At 68.7% G+C, this 22,534-nt stretch carries 16 protein-coding genes and 1 pseudogene; 8 read left to right on the top strand and 9 right to left on the bottom strand.

Annotated features, from left to right (window positions below; all coding sequences use genetic code 11):
- Nucleotides 1–261 precede the first annotated feature (261 nt).
- Nucleotides 262–1,668, bottom strand: a complete 1,407-nt coding sequence (locus tag ACWD5D_RS43910; protein ID WP_451378369.1) for a M1 family metallopeptidase — start codon at nt 1,666–1,668, stop codon at nt 262–264.
- A gap of 592 nt (nt 1,669–2,260) precedes the next feature.
- Between ACWD5D_RS43910 and rph the strand changes: the two genes are divergently transcribed.
- The 3 genes from rph (at nt 2,261) to ACWD5D_RS43895 (ending at nt 7,228) form a co-directional block, all read left to right on the top strand.
- Nucleotides 2,261–4,867, top strand: coding sequence for a rifamycin-inactivating phosphotransferase (gene rph / locus ACWD5D_RS43905; RefSeq protein ID WP_451378368.1), 2,607 nt, complete (start codon nt 2,261–2,263; stop codon nt 4,865–4,867).
- 734 nt (nt 4,868–5,601) lie between these two features.
- A complete protein-coding gene (locus tag ACWD5D_RS43900; protein WP_451378367.1) occupies nt 5,602–6,126 on the top strand; it encodes a TetR/AcrR family transcriptional regulator in 525 nt (174 codons plus the stop codon).
- 88 nt (nt 6,127–6,214) lie between these two features.
- A complete protein-coding gene (locus ACWD5D_RS43895; RefSeq protein ID WP_451378366.1) occupies nt 6,215–7,228 on the top strand; it encodes a metallophosphoesterase family protein in 1,014 nt (337 codons plus the stop codon).
- A gap of 176 nt (nt 7,229–7,404) precedes the next feature.
- Here ACWD5D_RS43895 and ACWD5D_RS43890 read toward each other — a convergent pair whose 3' ends face one another.
- Nucleotides 7,405–8,070, bottom strand: coding sequence for a nitroreductase (locus ACWD5D_RS43890; protein WP_451378365.1), 666 nt, complete (start codon nt 8,068–8,070; stop codon nt 7,405–7,407).
- A 32-nt stretch (nt 8,071–8,102) separates the two neighbouring features.
- On the opposite strand from ACWD5D_RS43890, the pseudogene ACWD5D_RS43885 reads away from it, so the two are divergent.
- The 3 genes and pseudogenes from ACWD5D_RS43885 to ACWD5D_RS43875 all read left to right on the top strand — a co-directional run.
- Nucleotides 8,103–8,462 (top strand): annotated as a pseudogene (locus ACWD5D_RS43885) (GNAT family N-acetyltransferase); the annotation flags it as partial.
- Complete coding sequence (locus tag ACWD5D_RS43880) at nt 8,459–8,815, top strand: sterol carrier protein domain-containing protein (RefSeq protein WP_451378370.1); 357 nt, start codon at nt 8,459–8,461, stop codon at nt 8,813–8,815. The pseudogene ACWD5D_RS43885 and the gene ACWD5D_RS43880, both read left to right, overlap by 4 nt.
- A gap of 432 nt (nt 8,816–9,247) precedes the next feature.
- The gene (locus ACWD5D_RS43875) at nt 9,248–10,360 is read left to right on the top strand and encodes an ABC transporter substrate-binding protein (protein WP_451378364.1); all 1,113 of its coding nucleotides are present in this window, start codon (nt 9,248–9,250) and stop codon (nt 10,358–10,360) included.
- A gap of 238 nt (nt 10,361–10,598) precedes the next feature.
- On the opposite strand, the gene ACWD5D_RS43870 is transcribed toward ACWD5D_RS43875, so the two are convergent.
- The 7 genes from ACWD5D_RS43870 to ACWD5D_RS43840 all read right to left on the bottom strand — a co-directional run bounded on the left by ACWD5D_RS43870 (nt 10,599) and on the right by ACWD5D_RS43840 (nt 20,409).
- On the bottom strand, nt 10,599–13,244 hold the full coding sequence (locus ACWD5D_RS43870; RefSeq protein WP_451378363.1) for a SpoIIE family protein phosphatase: 2,646 nt from the start codon (nt 13,242–13,244) through the stop codon (nt 10,599–10,601).
- Between the two features lie 403 nt (nt 13,245–13,647).
- Nucleotides 13,648–14,487: an MBL fold metallo-hydrolase gene (locus ACWD5D_RS43865; protein WP_451378362.1), complete on the bottom strand. Its 840-nt coding sequence runs from the start codon at nt 14,485–14,487 to the stop codon at nt 13,648–13,650.
- Nucleotides 14,488–14,624: 137 nt separating this feature from the next.
- Nucleotides 14,625–15,950, bottom strand: a complete 1,326-nt coding sequence (locus tag ACWD5D_RS43860; protein ID WP_451378361.1) for an epoxide hydrolase family protein — start codon at nt 15,948–15,950, stop codon at nt 14,625–14,627.
- A 511-nt stretch (nt 15,951–16,461) separates the two neighbouring features.
- On the bottom strand, nt 16,462–16,605 hold the full coding sequence (locus ACWD5D_RS43855; RefSeq protein WP_451378360.1) for a hypothetical protein: 144 nt from the start codon (nt 16,603–16,605) through the stop codon (nt 16,462–16,464).
- A 57-nt stretch (nt 16,606–16,662) separates the two neighbouring features.
- The gene (locus ACWD5D_RS43850; RefSeq protein ID WP_451378359.1) at nt 16,663–17,277 is read right to left on the bottom strand and encodes a transposase; all 615 of its coding nucleotides are present in this window, start codon (nt 17,275–17,277) and stop codon (nt 16,663–16,665) included.
- 80 nt (nt 17,278–17,357) lie between these two features.
- Nucleotides 17,358–19,112, bottom strand: coding sequence for a group II intron reverse transcriptase/maturase (ltrA, locus tag ACWD5D_RS43845; RefSeq protein ID WP_451378358.1), 1,755 nt, complete (start codon nt 19,110–19,112; stop codon nt 17,358–17,360).
- Nucleotides 19,113–19,734: 622 nt separating this feature from the next.
- Entirely contained in the window at nt 19,735–20,409 is a 675-nt protein-coding gene (locus ACWD5D_RS43840) for a transposase (protein WP_451378357.1), read from the bottom strand.
- A gap of 232 nt (nt 20,410–20,641) precedes the next feature.
- Here ACWD5D_RS43840 and ACWD5D_RS43835 point away from each other — a divergent pair, with 232 nt between their 5' ends.
- Both ACWD5D_RS43835 and ACWD5D_RS43830 read left to right on the top strand, forming a co-directional pair.
- Nucleotides 20,642–21,478, top strand: coding sequence for an enoyl-CoA hydratase/isomerase family protein (locus ACWD5D_RS43835; RefSeq protein WP_451378356.1), 837 nt, complete (start codon nt 20,642–20,644; stop codon nt 21,476–21,478).
- A gap of 146 nt (nt 21,479–21,624) precedes the next feature.
- Nucleotides 21,625–22,533, top strand: a complete 909-nt coding sequence (locus ACWD5D_RS43830) for a helix-turn-helix domain-containing protein (protein WP_451378355.1) — start codon at nt 21,625–21,627, stop codon at nt 22,531–22,533.
- Nucleotide 22,534: the final 1 nt, after the last annotated feature.

The raw sequence follows: 22,534 nt of genomic DNA, 5'->3' as shown, positions 1-22,534 counted from the left end.
TCAAAACCCGCACCCACTACAACGAAGCGACCGCCTGGTCGCACCACGCCCAGCCACATGCCGCTTGACACCAAACGACATGGGGTGTCTGACCATACGTCAGGCCCGAATGCCTCCGTGCGCCGGACGCGTCGGTGGGGCCGCGCAGGACAGACCCCACCGATCGAGCCGCCATCGCGCCACCGCGCGTCGACCCGGCAGCAGGCCACAGAGTGCCCACCTGAGCGTCAGTGGGGGCGCTGGAGAGGGTGAGCTGCAACGTCAACGGATGCGGTGGGTCGTCCAGAAAGAGGTCAGGTCCTTGTCGGTCATGGACTGAGCGGCCTTCTTGAAGTCGGCGGTGGTGGAGACGCCGTACCAGTGGTCGCGGGCATAGTGCTTGAGGAGGCGTGCCATGGTGCCGGCGCCGAGGGTGCGTTCCAGGTCTGCCAGGGCGCAGGGGCCGGCGGTGTAGATGAGGTGGTAGGTGCCGGGGTGGTTGGCCCAGTAGGCCATCGAGCTGGTGAGCGCGGCGTTCTGGTCGGGCCATTCGTCCGGGTTCCAGCAGTCGCTGGTGTCCCAGCCGTAGAAGCGGGCGTTGGCGTACTGGGCGAAGCTCTCGTCCAGCCAGGGCGCACGGTACTGGTCGTTCCCGACGATACCGTACCACCACTGGTGGGCCACTTCGTGGACGACGGCGCTGCCGTCCGCGGCGGTGCCGAGCAGGACCAGGCCGGGGTATTCCATGCCGCCGCCGAACTGCGGCGTCATCACCAGGTCGAGCTCGCCGTAGGGGTAACCGCCGTACTCCGTGCCGAACCGGTCGACGGCGGCGGCGCCGTCCTGGCGGGTGAGGCGCACGCCCTCGGCGGGCGTGTCGGGTGCCCAGTACGATCTGACGCGCACGCCGCCGGGCGTGGTCCGGGCCGCGGTGCGGAACGGGCCCGCCGCCCACGCGAAGTCCCGTACCCGGTGCGCGACGCTGTGCGTGAGGGTCCGCCCCGGCGTGCCGGGGCTGGTGCGGGTGCGGCCGGTCGCCGGGACCTTGAGGGCCGACGGGTGGTCGAGCGTGACCTGGAAGTCGCCGATCAGGGTGTAGAAGCTCTCGCCGGTCGCCACGTACGGATCGAGGTGCCATCCCGTCGCGTCGTGCACGGCGAGCACGGGCAGCGCGTTGCCGAGGAATCGGAACGCGCCCTCGCGGCCGAAGCGGTCGTTGCGGTCGGGCACGGTGAGGGATACGTCGAAGGAGACGGCCGTGCGCCGGCCGTGTCCGAGAGGTGCGGGCAGGTTGATGCGCAGTGCGGTGCAGTCCACGCTGAGCCCGCCCGCCGTGCCGCCGCGCACCCGGGAGACGGTGACGGGGGAGGGGCTGCCGGGAGTGCCGCAGGCGTCCTTGCCGTTGCCCCACAGCCGCAGGTACACCTCGCGCAGTGGCCGGTCGGAGGCGTTGCGGAACGACACACGCTGCCGGCCCGTCCAGTGGGTGCCGTCGGCGTTGGCACGCAGGGTCACGTCGTAACGCAGGTGATCGGGTGTCGCGGCCTGGGCACTCCTCGCCGCGGCCGTGGGTCCGGGAACCGCGTCGGCGACGCCGGCGCCGGCTCCGACGAGCAGCGCGAGCAGCGCGAGCAGGACAACGAGTAGACGGCGAAGGGTTGTTGACGGCCACGCGGGCAGGGATGGCATGGCAGCTGATCTTGCCACAGCGCTTCGGGCGTGCGGCCCTGTCTGCGGAAAGTGAGCCGGCCGGCTCCGTTTGCCGCGGCCGGGCACACCTCATCCCCGAGGAATGAGACCCCTCTTGCGTGGCCATCGCCGCAGGTGGTCGTAGCCATAGTCGCAGCCGTTGTCGGCATGTGGCGGGCGCTCGGCATCCGGGCCCGCAAAAGGCAAAGGCAAGGAGAACTCTCTCCTCGCCACTCTCAACGTATAGCGCACCGGGGGGCTTGCCACAAGCCCCGGGGCACGGCGCAGAATCATCGTCCGACGCCACGACCTGCGGAAATGGGGGGCACGACAGGCGTGGGCTGTCGTCGACGTTCGAGGAACGCGGTGACGTCGAACCAGTGGTGGGACCAGCAGTGCAATTGAGGGTGCTCGGCGCGGAGGTGAGGGGGTGCGCGCCGCCCGACCGGGCGGAGCGGCCGGCCGACCCGTCAGAAGGAAAGCGACCAGGGATGAGGATGTGCTCGACAAGGGATTCGGCAGAGTCGGAGGCGCCGGTGATTCGGTCGGCGACCGAAGCGCTACGGAGCACGGCTGCCTCGGAGGTGTCGCAGTGATCGAGCAGTACGTGCTGGATCTTCAAGAGGTTGACGAGACGCAGGTCGCCGTCGTCGGCGGCAAGGGCGCGCACCTGGGCGGGCTGTCGCGGATCGATGGCATCCGTGTGCCGGGTGGCTTCTGCGTGACGACGGACGCCTTCCGGCGGATCATGGCGGAAGCGCCGTCGATCGACGACCGGCTCGATCAGCTGTCGCGATCGAACCCGGACGACCGGGAGGCGATCCGCACGCTCAGCGCGCAGATTCGCCGGACCATCGAAGAGATCGAAATTCCGGGCGATCTCGCGGCGGCGGTCACCGGCGCGCTCGCCCGGCTCGGCGAGCACGCCGCCTACGCCGTCCGGTCCAGCGCGACGGCGGAGGACCTGCCGACGGCCTCCTTCGCCGGCCAGCAGGACACGTACCTGAACGTCGTGGGGCCGACGGCGATCCTCCGGCACGTCAGCCGGTGCTGGGCCTCGCTGTTCACCGAGCGGGCCGTGACCTACCGCCAGCGGAACGGCATCGACCACCGTACGGTCCACATGGCCGTGGCCGTGCAGCGGATGGTCTTCCCGCACGCTGCCGGAGTCCTGTTCACGGCCGACCCCGTCACGGGCAACAGGAACGTCGCCACGGTGGACGCCGGCTTCGGCCTCGGCGAGGCACTGGTCTCCGGCCTGGTGAACCCGGACGTCTTCACGGTGCGACACGGCGAAGTCGTCGCCAAGGCGATCGCCGCCAAGCAGCGTGCCGTTCACGCCCTGCCGGCCGGCGGTACGCAGGAAGTGGCGATCGACTCGCAGCGGCAGGAGCAGCCGTCGCTGACGGATGCGCAGGTCGTGCGGCTCGTGCAGATCGGGCGGCGGATCGAAGCGCACTTCGGCCGTCCGCAGGACATCGAATGGTGCCTGGTCGACGATGGCTTCCAGATCGTTCAGAGCCGGCCGATCACGACGCTGTTCCCCATCCCCGAGACCGGCGACCAGGAGAATCACGTCTACGTCTCCGTCGGGCATGGGCAGATGATGACCGACCCCATGAAGCCCCTGGGGCTCTCGATGTGGCAACTGACCGCCATGGTGCCGATGCACGAGGCCGGCGGGAGGCTGTTCGTCGACGTCACCCGGCGCCTGGCCACGCCCGCCGGCCGGGCCGGCCTCCTGGACGCCCTGGGGAAGGGCGATCCACTGATCAGGGACGCGCTGGAGACCGTCCTCGACCGCGACGATTTCGTCCCGTCGCTCCCGGACGCGGGTCCCGTCGGGCCGCCGGCCGGCGGTGCGCCCGCCCCGATCGACACCGATCCGGCCATCGTCACCGAGCTGATCGAGCGCAGCCAGGCATCCATCGCCGCCCTGGAGCGCGACATCCGGACGAAGACCGGACCGGCACTGTTCGACTTCCTGATGGAGGCCTTCGCCGAGCACAAGCGAGTCCTCGGTGATCCGCTGAACCATCGGACGATCATGGCGGGGATGGAGGCCACGTGGTGGCTCAACGACAAGCTGCAGGAATGGCTGGGCGAGAAGAACGCGGCTGACACGCTCACGCTGTCCGCCCCCGGCAACGTCACGTCGGAGATGGGACTGGCGCTGCTCGACGTCGCGGACGTGATCCGCCCGCACTCGGAGGTGGTGGCGTTCCTGGAGGGCGTCGAGTACGTCGAGGACGACGCCTTCCTCGACGAGCTGGCGAAGCTCGCGGGCGGGACCGAAGCGCGCGACGCCATAGAGGCCTATCTCGACCGGTACGGCATGCGCTGCGTCGGCGAGATCGACATCACGAGGCCGCGTTGGCGCGAGCGCCCCACCACACTCGTGCCCATGATCCTGGACAACGTCAGGAACTTCGAGCCGGGCGCCGCCGAGCGGCGCTTCGAGCAAGGGCGGCAGAAGGCGCGGCAGAAGGAACAGGACGTACTGGCACGCTTGCGGCCCCTGCCGGACGGGGACCGGAAAGCCGACGAGGTCAAGCGGATGATCGACCGGGTCCGAACCTTCATCGGGTACCGGGAGTACCCGAAGTACGACATCGTCAGCCGCTACTTCGTCTACAAGCAGGCCCTGCTGGCGGAGGCCGAGTGCCTCGTGCAGGCAGGCCTGCTCCGTGAGAAGGAGGACATCTTCTACGTCACGTTCCAGGAGTTCCACGACGTCGTGCGCTCGAACCAGGTGGATGACCAGCTCATCCAGCGGCGCAAGGACGCGTTCCGGTCGTACCACGCGCTCACACCGCCCCGGGTGCTCACATCGGACGGTGAGGCCGTCACCGGGGCGTACCGGCGCGACGACGCGCCGGCCGGCGCCCTGATCGGCCTACCCGTTTCCGCCGGGACCATCGAGGGAAGAGCTCGCGTCGTCATTGACGTGGGGGAGGCCGAGCTCGAAGCGGGCGACATCCTGGTCACGACCTTCACGGACCCCAGCTGGTCGCCGCTGTTCGTCGCAGTCGCGGGCCTGGTGACGGAGGTGGGCGGCCTGATGTCCCATGGCGCGGTGATCGCCCGGGAGTACGGGCTGCCGGCAGTCGTGGGCGTGGAGCAGGCCACCCGGCTGATCCGGGACGGGCAGCGGATCCGTGTGCACGGCACCGACGGGTACGTCGAGATCCTGCCGTGACCGACCACACCGAGAAGCCTCATCCGTAGCCTCCGGCCGAACAACGCCAAGTATTGGGTTCAGCGATCAGTAGGACCGTGAGTCACGATCCCGCAGGGCACTGACGCCGTTGCCGTCTGCGAAGCGGTGGTAGGCATGCGCCTGGCGGCGGGCATCGCGAAGCCCTCGGGCAGCCGCCGCTTCGATGCGATGCGCGTCGGGACTGAGCGGTATACGGCGTCGCTCCCGGCGTACAAGCACGGTCAAAGCGACGCCCAGAACCGACGCCACGGCCGCCAGCGCCGCAACCACGTAACCCATGGCCCCCCGTAATCGCTCGAACCGTCATCACGATCGGCGGAGCCGGCTTCGACTGAAGACGGCCCGACCGACCGTACTCATCTGGTCGATCGACGGGAACGGCGACTTCCGGCAGCAAGACTCGGCTGAACTCTGCCGCCTTCCGGCAATGCTCCCGCCACCCCGGCCTTTTCCCCGCCCCGCAGGTTGCGTCCCGCCACTGTGGGAACAACCCTGCGCGGCTGACGTTCCAGCTGGCTCATCCCGTCGTAGCCAGGCTGTACTTGGGACGAGTGGAGCAATCCCCGGGATTGACCGGGGTACCGGGGTACCGGGTGCCAGAAGATCGATGTGGGGCCCAGGCGGCAACCCATCCGGTGCCTTCGTACGGATCCGTACCGGCGAAGGCGCTGTGCGGGTGTCGACCAACCCGTTGTCGAAGGGACACGGAAACCGTGCGCGGCGCCGCGCTGCGCGTCTACGCGGAGTCGGGCGAACAGGGCCTCACCGTCAGCGCCGTCACCAAGGACAGCGGGGTCAGCCTGGGCAGCCTCTATCACCACTTCGGCAGCATCGACGGCCTGGTCATCGCGGCGGAGCGGCGCTGGGTGGGGAGGCTGCTCGACGAGCTGCTCACCGCGCTGCAGGCCGCTCCGACCTCGCGTGACGGCAGCGAGGCCGTCGTACGGGCCTATTTCGCGTTCGTCCGGGAACACCCGGACGCCGCATGGCTCGTGCACTCCCCATACGGCGACGGCCAGCCGATGCGGAGCGGCGAGGAGTGGCGCGACGCCCAGCGAGCGAGGGTGTCGGCCCTCGCCCGATGTGCGGCGGTGGCAGCCGCACGTCGCCTGATCAGGCAACGCCGGCCGTTCCGTACGTCTCCGGCGTACTCCAGGTTGTGCCTCCTGCTGCGGAAGACGTTCATCCTGGTGTCATACGGCCCTCACGGCACCGCCCAGAAGGTCACGTATTCCTAACGGGTCTGGACCGAACACTCGGTGCGACAGCAAGCGCCCGGTTGACGCCGAGGCGCCTGCACTCCGCTCATCCCGAAAGGATCTACCCGTGGATCGCAGGTCACTCCTGACCACCGCTGCCGGTGCGGTTGCCCTCGGCGCGGTATCCCAGGTACCCGCCCACGCCTCGTCGGCCCGCATGCCCCAGCCCAAACTCGTCACCAAGTTCAACGTCATCAGCGACATTCAGGGCGATCTCGCCGACCTGAACGCGGCGCTGACCGACCTGAGCGGCAGCAACCCGGACAGCACCGGGATCGCGATCGCCGGTGACATCACTCCCCGCGGCTACGACTTCGAATACGCGGCAGTGAAGGAGGCCTTCGGCCGGCACACCCTGCCGAAGGCGGCCTGGGCGATCGGCAACCACGAGTTCTACGTGCCCAAGTGGGCCACCCCGGACCAGCTGTCGCAGTCGACCTGGCCGAACGGCACCACCGAGGACTCGCTCTTCCGCAGCTTCTACAACTTCGCCGGCCGCAACACCGTCTACTCCGAGCAGTCCTTCGGCGGGATCCCGGTGCTGATGATCGGCACGGAGAAGTACATGCACTACCACGACTTGACCCTCTGGGACGAGGTGTGGATGAGCGACGCCCAGTTCACCTGGCTGGAGGAGCGGCTCAGGTACTGGGAGGCGAAGCGCAAGCCGGTCATGGTCATCACGCATCACCCGCTGCCGAACACGGTCTCGGGCAGCCACAACAAGCTGTACATGAGTGACTACCTCCAGTCCGAGCGGCTGCTGGGCATCCTCGGCCGCCACCGCGACGTGTTCCTCTTCTGCGGACACACCCACTGGGACCTCAACCTGTCCGACTGGCACGTGCGGCGCGTCGTCCCCGGTACGGCGAACCTCGACGGTTTCTCCGTGATCAACACCGGTGCCATCCAGACCGGTTGGACCGACGACGGCAAGGGCGGCGAGGTGGTCGTCCCCGGCCAGTTCAACCAGGGCCTCCAGGTCGAGGTGTATCGCGACCAGATCACGGTGAAGGCCCGCGACTTCGCCAAGGGTGAGTGGCTGAAGCAGATCACGATCCCACTGCACACGGCGATCTGACGTACGCGCCGACGTGATCTGACAACACCGAGAGGCCGGCTTCGCACGCACCTCCGAAGCCGGCCTCCCCCTGGTCCACTCCCCGCCGGGCGGGACACCCTACGCCGGCCGATGTACGAGCAGCCGGGCCGGTCGGCCCCGATCAGGCGCCCGAGCGGCGGCTCGACGCGTCGCGGTCACACCCCGATGAAGCTCACGGTTTCCGTCATGTCCGCCCGACCGGTGCGCAGCCGTGGCACGCCCTCCTTCTCGAATCCCACGGCGACACCGCAGAACAGCACGAGACCGTCGTCGGCTCCGACGATCTCACTGACGGTCTTGCGATACATCGTCCACATCACCTGCGGGCAGCTGTGCAGCCCTTCCGCTCTCAGCAACAACATGACCGTCTGCAAGTACATCCCGGCGTCTCCCCATTGTCCGGGCCCCATCGCGCGGTCGAGGTAGCAGAACAGTACGACCGGTGCTCCGAACGCCTCCGAGTTCAGGGAGGCGATCTTCATGGGTCTGTCGGGATCGTCGCGTTCGATTCCGAGCGCCCGGTACCGCTGGGCGGCGGCGCCGGAAAAGCGGTCCAGATACGGTGAGTTCAGTTCGGCCGGGTACATCGGATACTCCCGCTCATCGCCCGTGTCTCCCGTCCGCGCCCGGGCCGTCGCACGCCTCTTCAATTCGGCCAGGGGTTCACCGGTCACGACGTACACATGCCACGGCTGGAGGTTCCCACTCGACGGAGCCCGTGTCGCCGCGGCCAGCACTCGTTCGAGCACGTCTTTGGGCACCGGCTGATCGCTGAACGCCCGCACCGCCCGGCGACTGTCCACGGCTTCATACACGTCCACGGCTTCTCGTCCTCTCCCTCAACGACAACACCTCTCTATCGGCAAAGCTCCTCGACCACGAAGCGGTCGACCGGTTGCTGACGTGTGACGCCAACACGGTGCTCGTCGCTCGGACGTCCGGAACGATCGTCGGAACCCTGACTCTGGTGCTGATGCCCTTGCCGTCCGGTTTGCGGGCCCGTATCGAAGACGTGGTCGTCGACAGTGTGGCGCGAGGCCAGGGAGTTGCCGGCCTTCTCACCGAGGAGGCCGTGCGGATCGCCCGGGAGGCGGGCGCCCGTACAGTGGATCTCACCTCCCGGCCGGATCGTGCGGCGGCGAACCGTCTCTATGAGCGCCTCGGTTTCCGGACCAGGCGGTCGACCGTCTATCGCTTCCCGCTTGATGAATAGAGGGCGTCACCGCACCAGGGCCGTGGGCGTCTGCCGTAATTCGGTTGACCTGGCCGCGGGGCAACGCTGCACTGGACGGCGAGCTCGTCCTCGACGTCGACGACCCGTTCGTCGGCGAGCACGGCCGCTACCTGCTGACCGTCCAGGACGGCAAGGCCGACTGCGTCCCGACGGACCGGGCGCCCGACCTGTCCCTGGACGTGAGCGACCTGGGCTCGATCTACCGCGGCGGTACCGCCCCGAGCATCCTTGTACGCGCCGGACACATCCGGGCCCGCAGTCCGGGCGCGGTCACTCTCGCTGATGCCCTCTTCCGAGCCGAACGCCCCCCGCACTGCCTGCACTGGTTCTGACCGCGCTCGCTCGCCGGCCCCGCACACGTCTCGCCAGGCGCTGTTGTCCTTGGCCGGCCGCCGTGTTGGGCTTGCTGTCGCGACAGGGGTCTCGGCCAGGTCCGTCGCGGAGAGTCGACGGTCAGCGGCGATGTGCGGCATGTGACGTGCGTATTCACGGCGTTGAGGCCCGGTTGCGAGAACAGCCGCTTCACGGGGGCCGGTTCACGCCGCCCCCGGGGCCGCCGGGCAGCGTCCGGGCCGTCTCGAAGCCTGGCAGCTCAGCGAACAAATAATCGGTTGCCTGATGGTGATGAGGGCGGATGCAATGGCCCGCATGATCACCGAGGTGTGCCCGCCGCGGCCAGGTGAGATGAACGCGTACTGCCCGGCCTTGCCGCTCCGCGTTCCGGACGAACCGCGCCCGAATTGGTGCACAGGAGGCATCGAGGAATGAGTACGCCACCATCGCCACGTGGAGTGGAGCGGACGGACGAACCAGCCGTCCGGATCGGTGCTCTCGCTCCGCTGTCTCGGCCTGGCTGGGCCGAGGCGGGCCGGCACTTGCTCGCCGGACTCGAGCTCGCGGTTCGCGAAGTCAATGACGCCGGCGGGATCGTCGGTAGACCGCTCGAACTGGTCGTCCGGGACACCGCGGCCGATCCTCAGAGGGCCGCGGCGGCCGTGGACGAGTTGGCTCGCCTCGGCGTGGCCGCGTTGGCGGGGGAGTACCACAGCGTCGTCGCTCGCGCCGCTGCTGCAAGGGCCGACGCGCTCGGCCTGCCGTTCCTCTGCTCGTCAGCGGTTCTCGACGCGCTCACCGACCAGCCGACGGAATGGGTCGCGCGCCTTGCCCCGGCGCAGTCGCGCGGCTGGCAGATCTACGCGGACTTCCTGCTCGCCGCGGGCCACCGTCGCATCGCCGTAGCGGCCGATGCGAGCGTCTACTGGGCATCTGGGGCCCGTATCCTGCGGAACTACCTCGCCCCACGCGGTGGAACCGTCATCGAACTCGACATGCGCGGGCTCACCCCCACGGCCGTGTGCGACGAACTCGTCGGCAATCGCGCGACGGCCCTCCTCCTCCTGGTCGGCCACCCGGAGCCGGCAGTGTCGATCGTCAAGTCCGTCCGCCGCGACCAGCGCCTCGCCGAAATCATGATCGGCGCTCCGGCCGGGCAACCGGAGTTCGCCGAATGGGCGAGGTCGCTGGGCGCCGACAGCGCCGCGATCCCGTTCTTGCGCTACCTCCCTGAGCACCTCACCCCGCTCGGTGCGCGCGTCGAGGCGGCCCTCCACGAGAGGCTGGGCGAAGCGCCCTCCTTCGTCGCCTTCGAGGGCTACGACACGGTCGCTGTCCTCGCCGACGTGCTGCGTACTCACGGCACGGACCGGACGCGCATTGCCGCATCCTGGCCGCGCATTTCCGTCGAAGGGACCCGCGGCCGGATCCGGTTCTCCCGCACGCCAGGCATCAGCGTGTGGCAATGGGCTTGGACGAGCGTCCAAGTCGTCGATCGGGATCCGGCGCAACCCGCTCGCTTCCGGATTCTTCGCTCCGGCTGAGGGAGCCCGGAGGTCCGGGCGGGGAGAACCGTCCGCTGCGAGAAGACACTCGTCGCTCCACAGCGGTCGAAAGGCCGGAGAACGAGTTCAGACCAGGTTGAGCTCATCCAGGAAGCTCGCCGCGACGGTGTCGTCACCGGTCACTCGGGACGGGTACCGGAGCCCGCGCCGAACACGCGGGCCCTGCGCGCCGTTCCCGGCACCCGCGTCGGAGACCGAGACGGGCGGCGTACCCGTCTCACCGCACGGGAAGGGCGTCGGCCAGGAGAGGACCGATGTCCTCCGGCGTGTCATGGAGGGTCTGTTCGGTCCAGATGATCTTGCCGGCATGGGTGTAGCGGGTTCCCCAGCGCTGGGCGAACTGAGCCACGAGGAACAAGCCGCGTCCGCCCTCGTCGGTGGCCGCGGCCCTGCGCAGGTGGGGGGAGGTGTTGCCGGCGTCGCTGACCTCGCAGATCAGGGAGCGATCATGCAGCAGGCGCAGGCCGATGGGCTCGGCTCCGTAGCGGATCGCGTTGGTGATCAGTTCGCTGACGATCAGCTCGGTGGTGAAGCCGATGTCACCCAGGCCCCAGGCCTCGAGCTGGCGGCCGGCACCGGCGCGGATGCGCGGGACGGCCGCGGGGTCTCGGGGTACGTCCCAGGTGGCGACCCGGGCCGGGTCGAGCAGGCGGGTACGGGCCACCAGCAGGGCGATGTCATCGAGGGGGCGGGCCGGGCGCAGGGCGTCGAAGACTGCCTGGCAGATGTGCTCCGGATCGCCGGCCGGGGCGGGCCGGGGTGTGGCGAGGACCTGGCGCAGCAGGGCGAGGCCGGTGTCGATGTCCCGGTCACGGGTCTCGATCAAGCCGTCGGTGAACAGCACCAGGCTGGATCCTTCCGGCAGGCGCAGTTCGGCGGTCTCGACGGGCAGACTGCCGCCCAGGCCCAGGGGAGGGGCGCCGGGGACGTCGGGGAGGAGGACAGTGCCGTCCGGACGGACCAGGGCGGGACCCAGATGCCCGGCCCTGGCCACGGAGACCTGTCCGGCCACCGGGTCGTAGATGGCGTAGAGGCACGTAGCACCGGTGACGTCCTGCTCCCCCTCGGCCACGTCCTGGTCGAGCCGGGTGACCAGCTCGTCGAGATACCCGAGCAGTTCGTCGGGGGCCAGGTCGAGGGCCGAGAAGTTGTGCACCGCGGTACGCAGGCGTCCCATGGTGGCGGCGGCGTGCAGGCCATGCCCGACGACGTCGCCGACCACCAGGGCCACGCGCGCTCCGGGCAGCGGGATGACGTCGAACCAGTCGCCGCCCACCCCGGCCTGCGCGGGCAGGTAGCGGTGGGCGATCTCGAGCGCGTTCTGCTGCGGCAGGGTGCGGGGGAGCAGGCTGCGCTGCAGGGTGACGGCCATGGTGTGCTCGCGGGTGTAGCGCCGGGCGTTGTCGATGCACACCGCGGCGCGGGCCGCCAGCTCCTCGGTGACGGGGAGATCCTCTTCGTCGAACGGGCCGCTGCGCTCCGAGCGCCAGAAGGTGACCAGGCCGAGCACCACGCCGCGGGCCCGGAGCGGCACGCTGATCAGCGAACCGATCCCCCCGTCGGGCACCGGACGGGCGGTCTCCGGGACCCGCGCAAGCCAGCCGGGGGAGTCGGTCAGATCCCGTGCCAGCACCGCGCGCCCACCGGTCAGGGCCATCGCCATCGGGGTGGCCGGGTCCCAGACGACGCGCTCGCCGACAGGAGTCGACCGACCGTCTCGCGGTACGCCGCAGTAGGCGATGCGGAGCAGTCCAGCCGTGTCCTGCGGCTCGGTGCCGTGCAGCACGGGCTCCAGCAGTTCGACGGTGGCGTAGTCGGCGAAGTGGGACGTCGCGACCTCGGCGAGTTCCTCCGCGGTGCGCGTCACGTCCAACGTGGTGCCCACCCGCATGCCCGCTTCGTACAGCAGCCGCAGCCGCCGCTGGGCCCGCTCGGCCCTGCCCGCGAGCGCCCGCAGTTCGGTGGAGTCCCGCAGCGTCACCGCATAGGCCGCTTGCTCCCCGTGGGGAGCGGTGTGCCGTACGTTGACGGCCACCAGCCGCTCTCCCACGTAGTGCACCTGGTCGGTGACCGGACGGTCCGCCGTCAGCAGATCGACCATCTCAGGGTCCAGCCCCAGGGCGGTGATGTGGCGCTGCTCCGCGGCCGGCGGGAGATCCAGCAGCCGCCGGGCCTCGTCGTTGGCCAGCATGAGCCGCCCGTCTCCGGCGATGATCAGCACGCCTTCCCGGACGGAGTGCAGCACGGCGTCGTGGTGCTCGTACATGCGGGTCATCTGGGCCGGGCCGAGTCCATGGGTCTGCTGGCGCAGCCGTCGGCTGACCAGCGCCGATCCGCCCGTGCCCAGGGCGAGCGCGATGGCGGCAGCCCCCAGCACCACCGGCACCTGCCGGTTCACCGCCGCGTTCACGTGCTGAACGGTGATCGCGACGGACACGGCGCCGACGATCTTCCCGTCCGGCTGGATGACGGGCACGCCCGTGTCGACGGCCAGGCCGCGGGAGGTGATGAAGGTTCGCGTGACGGTGCGCCCCTCGACCGTCTGCTGCTGATAGGGGCCGATGACGAGCTTCCCGATCAGGGAGGGGTTGGGGTGTGTGACACGGATTCCGTCGCGGTTGAAGACGACGACGAACGCGACGCCGGTCTGTTTGCGGATCTGCTCGGCACGCGGCTGCAGGGTGGCGGTGGGATGGGGGCCGGTCAGCGCCTGCGCCGTCCCGGGGGCGTTCGCGAAGGTCTGGGCCACCATGAGGGTGCGATCGCGGGCGTCCCGCTGGCTGTTGCCTCGGGCCTGCAGCACCAGGGCCGCGACCGCGGCGACGACCAGGACGGCCACGACAGCCGCCTGCAGGACGAACACCTGCCCGGCGACGCTGTGCCAAAGCTGCCGGACACGTCCCCACCGGGACGGTGTGCGGCCGGGTTGGTCCAGGGGGCGCTCGTGAAGGGTGAGCCTGTGGCCGACCGCCGAGGCACCTGCGCGCCGCCGGCGGAGTGACCAAGACCATGAGGCCGACAATCGCCTCGAAAGCCCCATCATGCTTCCTTTCTAGCATTGCGCGGCTTCTGGGTTGATTTCTGGCCGGCGCGGAGGAAGCTGTATGCGGAGGAAGCTGTATTGCTCCGGGTCGTGGTGCTCTGCGCCCATCGGGCCGGAGGTCGGGCCGGCGTGGGGCCGAGGAAACTAAGCCGTACGCTTCGGGCTCGACGACCGGCGATGTCGGTGCTTGCGGTTGCTACCGGTTCCTTGCGGTTGCTTGCGGTCAGGCTGTGGCTGGGCGCAGGCCGAACATCAGCCAGGCCTGGTGGCTGGCCCAGTCGGGGTAGAGGTCGGTCATCGCGTCGTACAGTTCGCGCTCGCTGGTGGTGGATTCCTTCAGTCGGCCGAAGTCGATGAGGTACTGCTTGCTGGCTTCGATGGCTGCCGGGGTGTCCGGGGTGCCGGGCTTCTTGTGTCCGGCCACCACGATCTTCGGGGTCAGGGCGGCCAGGCGATCGAGTGCGGCGATCCAGTTCGCGCGGCTCTCGGGTGTGGTGTCGGCGACGTACATGTGGCACTGGTTGTAGATGACGTCGCCGCCGACGACGAGGTCGATCGAGGGCACGTGCAGGGAGGTGCTGTCGACCGCGTCGGTGCGGCCCTGTTCGATGATGTGCAGTTCGTGGCCTTCGAGGGTGATGGTGTCCTTGTCGTACGGCTCCGGCAGGGTGATCGAGGCGGGCACTTGGCCGGGGAAGAGCTTGCGGTAGGGCGCGAGGTGCTGCGGCTGCGTGGACATCAGTTCCACCGACTTCGGGGTGGCGATGGCGTGGGCGTCGGGGAAGTGGCGGAGCAGCACGCTGAGCCCGGCGTAGTGGTCGAAGTGCCCGTGCGTGATGTAGATCGTGGTGAGGTTGCGGCGGTGCAACTCGATCCAGCGGGCCAGCGCTTCGGCTTCGTCGACGGTGGTGAGGGCGTCGACCAGGACGGCGTCGTTCTCACCGAAGATCAGGGTCGAGGTCATCGGGTCCCAGGCGGGCAGCGGTCCGAACGGCAGGGACCGTTCGCCGACCATGGCCTTCTCCGGTGCGGTGAAGACGGCGACGTTCAGGGGCGAGGTCATGACGACCACTGGTTCCTCTCCATGACGACAGGACGCGGTGAGCGCTCGCGCATCGGCGTGGCGGCGCCGGGGCATTCGTCACCGGCGCCGCCATCGCCACTGTCACCGCGGGAGTCTGTGCCTTCCGGTTCGGAAAGTCACTTGCCGGCGATGTTCTGCGAGCTGCGCAGTGATCTGAAAGCGGCCCGGAGTTCGTCGGTGAAGATGCCGGGGACCTCCCAGGCGGCGAAGTGACCTCCGCTGCGGACCCGGTTGTAATAGAAAAGCTTGTGGTAGCTGCGCGATGCCCAGCTTCGTGGCGCCTGGTAGATCTCGCCGGGGAACACGGTGATGGCGGCGGGGACGGACACCGACACGGCGTTGAAGTTGTTGGCGTTGTTCTCCCAGTACAGACGGGAGGAGGAAGTCGCGGTGTCGGTGACCCAGTAGAGCGTGATGTCGTCGAGCATCTCGTCCTTGGTGAGGACGCGCTCGGGATGGCCGCCGCTGTAGGTCCAGGCTGCGAACTTGTCGTACATCCAGGCGGCCAGACCGACGGGGGAGTCCGTCAGTCCGTAACCCTCGGTCTGCGGACGGGTGACCATCATGGCCGAATAGCCGGATCCGGTCTTGTAGAGGTTGGCCAACTGGTTGTACGCGGTCTTCTCGTCCGGGCTCAGGCCGGCCGGTACGGGGTCACCGCAGGCGAGACTCCGGGCGACGTCCGGCGGGACGGTCGCCGGGAAGTTCACGTGGATTCCCAGCAGTCCCGCGGGTTTCTGCATGGCCATCTTGTCCGTGATCACGGCACCCCAGTCGCCACCCTGGGAAACGAAGTGCTTGTACCCCAGTCGCGCCATCAGCACGGTCCAGGCGCGCGCGATGCGGTCGGGGTTCCACCCGGTGGTCGTCGGCCGTTCCGAGAAGCCGTAACCGGGCATGGACGGTATGACGAGATGGAAGGCGTCCTCGGCGCGTCCCCCGTGGGCGGTCGGGTTGCTGAGCGGCTCGATGACCTTCAGGAACTCCAGGACGGATCCGGGCCAGCCATGGGTCAGGATCATCGGGAGCGCGTTCGCGTGCCGGGAACGGACGTGGATGAAGTGGATGTCCAGCCCGTCGATCTCCGTTTTGTACTGCGGCAGGGAGTTGAGCTTCTCCTCGACATGCCGCCAGTTGTAGCCCGTGCCCCAGTATTGGGCGAGTTCCTTCATGGTGGCCAACTGGACACCCTGGGACTGGTCGTGGACCGTTTCCCGGTCGGGCCACCGTGTCGCCTTGATGCGCCGGCGAAGATCGCTGAGATCCTGCTCCGGTATGTTCACGCGGAAGGGGCGGATGCTCTGCCGCTCGCTTTCCGTGACCGGCTTCCCGAAGTGGTTCCAGGAAGTCAGGCCCAGAGCCCCGGTCGTTGCCGCGGTCACAGCCGTCGCCGAGGCGCAGATGAAATTCCGGCGAGAACGCAGACGGAGAAATTCAGGCATGGCGGATCTCCTTGAGGCATCCCAACTGCTCCCGGGGCTCTGGCTGCGCGGAAGAGGGCGATTCCCGGGTGATCGTTCGCCCGTCGACGGGGGAGGAATCCGGCGCGCGTGGGAGGTTCTGTACCGCGTGGAGTTCCTGTGCCGGTAGGGGGCCGTATGGGCTGTGCCAGGCTGTGCCGTTTTCGGAGTCCCGGTTCCGAAGTCCCGTATCGATGGCGTACCCACACGACAGCCTCGTTACTTAATGTGACGATACCTATCTCTCTGTGAGTTCACAACTCGGGATCGTGAGCCGCGCTCGGTGCTGGAACCGGGGCGACGTCCGTGATACTGGTTTAAGCTCGATTCTTCAGCGGGGTCCGGCCGTTGATTGGGTCGGCGGTTCGCCCGTAATGTCCTCGTGCCGTTCGAGGTGGGCCGTCGCGTGACGCCGCGGGTGCGCCGGGTTCCACGGGCCCGGAGTGCTGCCGGACTTCTCCTTCCTGGTCCTTGTCGGGGCAGTGCCCGGCCGTCAGGTGAGGGCCGGGAAGGCGGTGAGCCGCTGCCAGCAGGTGGTGAACGCTTCTGCCCAAGGCCAGGTCGCGTCGATCCGCAGCCAGCGGCGGCGGGCGTGGTCCGCCAGGCGGGCGGGCAGGTGGTAGAGGCGGAAACGCATGGTGTCCGGCTCGGCGTCGGCCAGGCCCTCGATGTCGTGCAGGGCCAGCAGCCTGACTCAGGCGTCGAGGTCGGCGGAGATGTTCGCGGCGAGCATCCAGCCGCGGTTGATCTCCCACGAGGCGGACGGCAGATTGTCCAGCCCCATGGCCTTGTTGGTGCGCACCCGGTCTTCCACCCCGGCGTGCGAGCGGTGCAGTACGTCCAGGAACTGGCTGTGGCCCGAGCCGGAGACGCCCCACATGTGTCGGATGTTGGTGGCGGTTATCGCGTAGCGCCAGCCGGTCCTGGTCTCGAACGCGGTCAGCTTCTTCAGGTGCCGCCGGGACGGCCGGACGCGGCGGACGATCAGCCGCATGCCCTGCGGCCAGTCCTCACGGGTGTTCAGTCCGGTCAGCTTGGCGACGAAGTAGCCGTCCTGGAGGCTGCCGTCCTGGGTCAGGGAGGTCTCCCATGCAGCCTCGGGCAGTCGGGCGATGGCCTGCTCGTCGGCGCCGGTGATCTTCCAGCCTACCGTGTAACGGACCGTGCGCCGCGTGGTGTTCAACGCTTCGAGGTGTTCCAGCAGTCCATGGGTGGCTACGGCCCCGTCCACCCGGATGAGGATCTTCGCGGCCGAGGAGCCCGGGATCTGCGCGAGGGCGTCGGTGAGTACCGTGATGTGGTCGGCCACCGTGTTGTCGGGTAGCCCCAGCGCATTACTGCGCCGGGGCCCCCTCAGAACCGTGCGTGCCCGCTTTCCAGGCACACGGCTCAAGCAAGCCCCAAGGGCTCGCAGGCAGGCAGAACTGCTGGTCCCGGTGCGTGGGCGGCGATGTGCCGTCGCGCGCAGTGGGCGTGCATGAGGCAGCGTGCGGTGTCGTCCGGCGGGTGGCCGTCCTCGGTGGCGAGCGCCGTGCGGCGGATCGCCTTGCGGACGGCGGTGAGCCACTGCTCCCACTCGGTGGGACTTTGCGGCTCTTGATCGGCGTGCAGCAGCAGAGTGCCGCAGCCGGGACAGCGGCCGTGCTGCGCGTGTAGCAGCCGCATCACGAACGGCCCCAGCGGAGGCTTTCGCCGCCATCGCCGATCAGCCCAGTAACCGGTCAGAGCCGGATCGTCCGGAGACGCCCTGCCTTTGACCAGCCGATGCCGGACAATCTTCGTCCAGGAGAACTTCACCAGGTAGCGGCCGGTGTCCCGGTCGCCGAACACCCAGCGGTCCCGCCTGGTCGGGTGGAACGCGCCGAAGTACCGGGCCACGACCCAGCGTTTCGACTTGTTCGGGTGCGCCCGCAGTCCCCACCGGTAGGTGAGCCGCCACACGTAGTGGTCCAAGGAGGAGAAGATCTCCTTGGACACCCCTGTGCGGTAGTAGGCCGCCCAGCCCCGGATCACGGGGTTGAGCTTGTTGATCACCGCTTGGGCGTTGGCCCCGTGTAGAGCCTTGACCTCGGCGGCGAGCCTGCTGCGAATGCGCCGCACCGCTGCCTTGCTGGGCTTGGTCAGCAGCTTGTCGTTGCGATATCGGCGGACGTTGAACCCGAGGAAGTCGAATCCCTCTTCAAGGCGGACGACGCGCGTCTTGTCCTCGTTGAAGGCCAGTCCCCTCGGAGCCAGCCACACCGCGAGCTGCTGCTTGACCTGCCGGGTCTGTTCCTCGCTGACGCACAAGGCCACGAGATCGTCGGCATAGCGGATCACCACGGGGGTGCCCGACTCCGACTTACCCGCGTGCCTCATCCCGTCAGGGAAGTACCGGACCCCGGCGGCTTGTTCCAGCCCGTGCAGGGCGACATTCAGTAGCGTCGGGCTGATCACCCCGCCTTGTGGAGTCCCCTCCTCGGTCGGGGTGAGCTGTTCACGCTCGACCACGCCCGTCTTCAGCCACTGCCTGATCTGCTCCCGCGCGGGGAACGTGCCGAGCTGGCGGAGAAGATGGTCGTGGTCGATGCGGTCGAACGCCGCTGCCAGGTCCGCGTCGAGAATCCACCGGCGGTGTGGGTTCTTTCCCCCGACCGCGTTGAAGATCGCCTCGATGGCGTCATGGCAGCCACGGCCGGGCCTGAAGCCGTACGACTTCGGCTCGAACCGTGCCTCCCACTCGGGTTCCAGCGCGTTGAGGGCCCGCGCCTGGAGAGCGCGATCAACGATCACCGGGATGCCGAGCGGGCGCTGTTTCTTCCCTCCTGCCTTGGGGATATACACCCGCCTGACCGGCCGGACCCTCCACGTGTCGGCGGATCGCTGCATCCAGTCGGCCAGTTCGGCCTTGCCCTGGGGCAGCAGCACCACCTTCCCGTCGATCCCGGCGGTCGTGCGGCCAGCGTTGATCTCCGTGACCCGGCGCACGCTGAGCAGCGTGTTAGCGCGGGAGCGGAGCATCAGCTTCTGCAGATTCCGGACCCTTTTCAGGTCCCCTGCCTGCGATGCCGTGAAGATGCGTTGCCGAAGTCGCCGTACGTCGTCTTCGACCTGCTGCCAGTCGACGGCCAGCCAGTCGGTGATCTCGTCCTCAGGTCCGTTCACCGCAGCCTCAGCTGGGGCGTCCAACTTGTCCCTCGGTTCGGGGTGTTCGCGCATCTGGTCTCCACAGACTCACCTGACCCACGTCGGCACCCTTTCGAGTTCGGGCACGTGCCCGTATCCGGCCGGTTATGCAGGGCGATCGGCGGAGGGCCGAATGCGTTGCCCGGTCTTCCCGCTGCCTTTCAGCTGCCGGCGTTCGCTTCTTGGGTCATCCTGTTCCCGCCCGGGGGCTGGGCCTTCCTCGCAGTCGGCTCACCGCTCAGTCGCCTGAGCGGACCCCGTCGGGGTTTCCACGTTCCACACAGTTGAGATACGACCGGGGTGGGCGCCCCTTATACCCCGGGGACGGTGGTGTCCACCCGGTCGGCGGTTCGCTGTCCGACCGGCACCCGCCGCTTCTCAGCAGCCAGTCCCTGCACTCCGCTGAAGACTTCCGTCTGGCGAAGCCCAAACGTGACGAGGCATCATCAGGGGTTCACTCGCGTTCACCCGTCCGGTCTTCCCCTTGCCTGTGGCCCCCGGACGGATCGGGAACCCTTGGGCGTCTTCTTCGAGCTCCGCACCCCACCGTTGCCAGTGACGCACGTCGAAGCGGGGACGGGCCTTGGACACTGGCCCGGATCTACACCTTCGACATCAGTCGAACCTCCAATCGGTGCAACCACTCAAACTGTGCGACCTCGTGTCGCACCGCCCCTGCGTTGCCCGGGCGGAGTTCCATCGCAAGGCTCTCGCCGGTGTTCGCGCACCAACTGCCCAGCGGGTGGAAGCCGAACGAGCCCTTGAACGTGGCCGCGGCCCCTTCCTTCCTGGACGCGCTCGTGATGACCGTGGCGTCCAGGTCGACGACGATCCAGCCCGTCAGCTCCCGTCCGGCCACCGTGAGCCACGGGAAACCGCCGGGCCGCAAGTGGAGCAGCATCCACACCTGCCGGCGCACCCGCCGCCGCACCTTCGCGATCTTCCTCAGGGTCTTGTCGTCCAGCTCGGCCAGCAGGCGACGCATCGTCGAGTCCGAGGCCGCAGGACCGAACAGGCCCTGGTGGTGGAGCTGGAGCTGCTCGGCCTCCAACAGGCTCCGCGCCCCGAGCGCCATCGCGACGGCCAACTGGACGAGCACCCCGGCCCGCTCCCGCCACCCGGCACTCGTGCTGGAGGGAAGCACCCCGGCCAGCCCTCGCGTCAGTCCCACCCGGTCCGCCAGCCGGCGCAGCAGCACCGCCCCCGCATGCCCGACCAGCCTCTTCCCGTCAGCCACCACCGACAGCCGACGATCCCACCCTGTACGCTCAACCACCAGAAAGGTGCCTTGCTCTCTGCAGCGGATATGACTTCGACACTCACATCCTTGCAGGTCAACGGCACCTTTCTGCTATCCGGGCGTCAGACAGCCCAATTTCGCTGAATACCCAGGGTTAATGGTGAAACCAGAATGGAGGATGATGACGATCTCCACCGTCCGGATTCACGCCGACCAGAACCTGTGACCTTTTCTCGCTTCCTATATCTCCGCACTCTCGGGAGTCGTCATGAGCTTCACCTACGCGTCGATCCGGACCCGGCTGGAGGACGGCGTCCTGTTCGCCACACTCGACGCCGGTTCCCTCAATCTCCTCGGTGTCGATCTGGTCCGTGACCTGGTGTCCCTCGTCGACGCGCTCTACGCCGACCCCGGTGACGTGCGTGTCGTCGTCATCGACAGTGCCTCGCCGGAGTACTTCTCGGCGCACGTGGACCTTGAGGCCGTCCCGCAGTACACCGCTGAGGCCGCGCAGGCCGGTGGCCCTGGTGATGCCTCGCTGGGGATGTTCCTGTACAAGCTGGCGCGGGTGCCGGTGATCACCATCGCCAAGGTGCGGGGCCGTGCCCGCGGCGGTGGCGACGAACTCGCCCTGGCCTGCGACATGATCTTCGCGGCGCGTGAGAACGCCGTCTTCGGGCAGTTCGAGTCCGGCACCGGTGCGCTGCCCGGCGCGGGCGGTGTGCAGCACCTGACCCGGCGGCTCGGCAGGCCGCGTGCCATCGAGGCCATCGCGGGCGCCGATGACTTCGACGCGGACCTCGCCGAGCGCTACGGCTGGATCAACAGTGCCCTCCCCGATGCCGAACTGGACGGATTCGTCGAGCGTCTGGCGAAGCGGATCGCCGGGTTCCCGCCGGAGGGGGTCAGGGCGGCCAAGCGCGCCGTCAACGACCTCACCCTGGCCGATCCCGCGCAGGTCCGTTCCGACGCCGTCACGTTCCAGGGGCTGATCGCCCTGCCCGAGACCCGTGAGCGCCTGGAGCATCTTGCGGGCCGGGGGCTGCAGACTCCGGGTGACGTCGAACGCGACCTCGGCCGGGCCGTGGCGGAGTTCCGCCGCTGAAAAGTTGCCCCTTCTGCGTAAGCGCGCCTGACGGAGGAGGGTGCGCGCGGCGCGCTCGTCGGACCCGACCGGGTCGGGCACAGGATGTCGGGTCCGGGAGGGTGGTTCCTTCCTCACGTGAGTGACCGGAAGGGAAGGGGACCGGGATGCTGGAGCGACTGAACCAGGCCATGGAGCACATCGAGTCGCATCTCGATCAGCCGATCGATGTGGCCGATCTCGCGCGCATCGCCGTGATGTCGGAGTATCACTTCCGCCGGCTGTTCTCCGCGCTGGCAGGCATCCCGCTGTCGGAGTACGTCCGCCGCAGACGGCTGACCGTGGCGGGCGCCGACGTGCTCGCCGGCGAACGGACGCTGCTGGACGTCGCGGTGCGCTACGGCTACGGCTCCGGTGAAGCCTTTGCCCGTGCGTTTCGGGCTGTTCACGGCGTGGGTCCGGGCGACGCCCGGCGGACCGGTGCCGCTCTGCGCTCCCAGCCCCGGATGTCCTTCCGGCTCGTCGTCGAAGGGAGCAGCAGTATGCGATACAGGATCGTGGACAAGCAGGAGTTCCGTGTGGTCGGCAAGAAGGCCCGTGTCCCGCTCGTCCACGAGGGGGTCAACGCGGCGATCGCCGAGTTCATCAGGGGCATCGGGCCCGAGATGCTGGGGCGGATCACGGCGCTGTCCGACCAGGAGCCGGCGGGGATCGTCGGGGTCAGCGATCAGCTCGATCCGAGGCGCGCGGAGGGGACCGAACTCGACTACTACCACGGCGTGGTGACGTGCGCCGAAGCGCCTGAGGACATGGACGTCCTTGCCGTCCCGGCCGGGATGTGGGCCGTCTTCGAGAACTCCGGACCGTTCCCGCAGGCACTCCAGCACCTGTGGCGGGATGTGTTCACCGGGTTCCTCCGAGGATGCCCCGGCCTTCAGGCCGGTGAGGAATCGGACTCCTGCGGAGCAGGACAGGAAATAGGGGTTTCGTCCCCAGGGCGAAAGACCGTCCACCCGCGACGAGGTGAGCGAGCCCGTGGTGATCAAGAGGACTCAACTGTCAGTCCCTCCGGGTAGG

The sequence above is a fragment of the Streptomyces sp. NPDC002520 genome, from assembly GCF_053595235.1.
This window is presented reverse-complemented; position numbering and strand designations above follow the sequence as displayed.

What these genes read in the sequence shown, in the direction of transcription:
- ACWD5D_RS43855 (WP_451378360.1), bottom strand. Translation starts at nt 16,605, where the DNA reads ATGCGTTTCCGCCTCTACCACCTGCCCGCCCGCCTGGCGGACCACGCC.
- ACWD5D_RS43860 (WP_451378361.1), bottom strand. Translation starts at nt 15,950, where the DNA reads ATGCCTGAATTTCTCCGTCTGCGTTCTCGCCGGAATTTCATCTGCGCC.
- ACWD5D_RS43830 (WP_451378355.1), top strand. Translation starts at nt 21,625, where the DNA reads ATGCTGGAGCGACTGAACCAGGCCATGGAGCACATCGAGTCGCATCTC.
- ACWD5D_RS43910 (WP_451378369.1), bottom strand. Translation starts at nt 1,668, where the DNA reads ATGCCATCCCTGCCCGCGTGGCCGTCAACAACCCTTCGCCGTCTACTC.
- ACWD5D_RS43865 (WP_451378362.1), bottom strand. Translation starts at nt 14,487, where the DNA reads ATGACCTCGCCCCTGAACGTCGCCGTCTTCACCGCACCGGAGAAGGCC.
- ACWD5D_RS43835 (WP_451378356.1), top strand. Translation starts at nt 20,642, where the DNA reads ATGAGCTTCACCTACGCGTCGATCCGGACCCGGCTGGAGGACGGCGTC.
- ACWD5D_RS43875 (WP_451378364.1), top strand. Translation starts at nt 9,248, where the DNA reads ATGAGTACGCCACCATCGCCACGTGGAGTGGAGCGGACGGACGAACCA.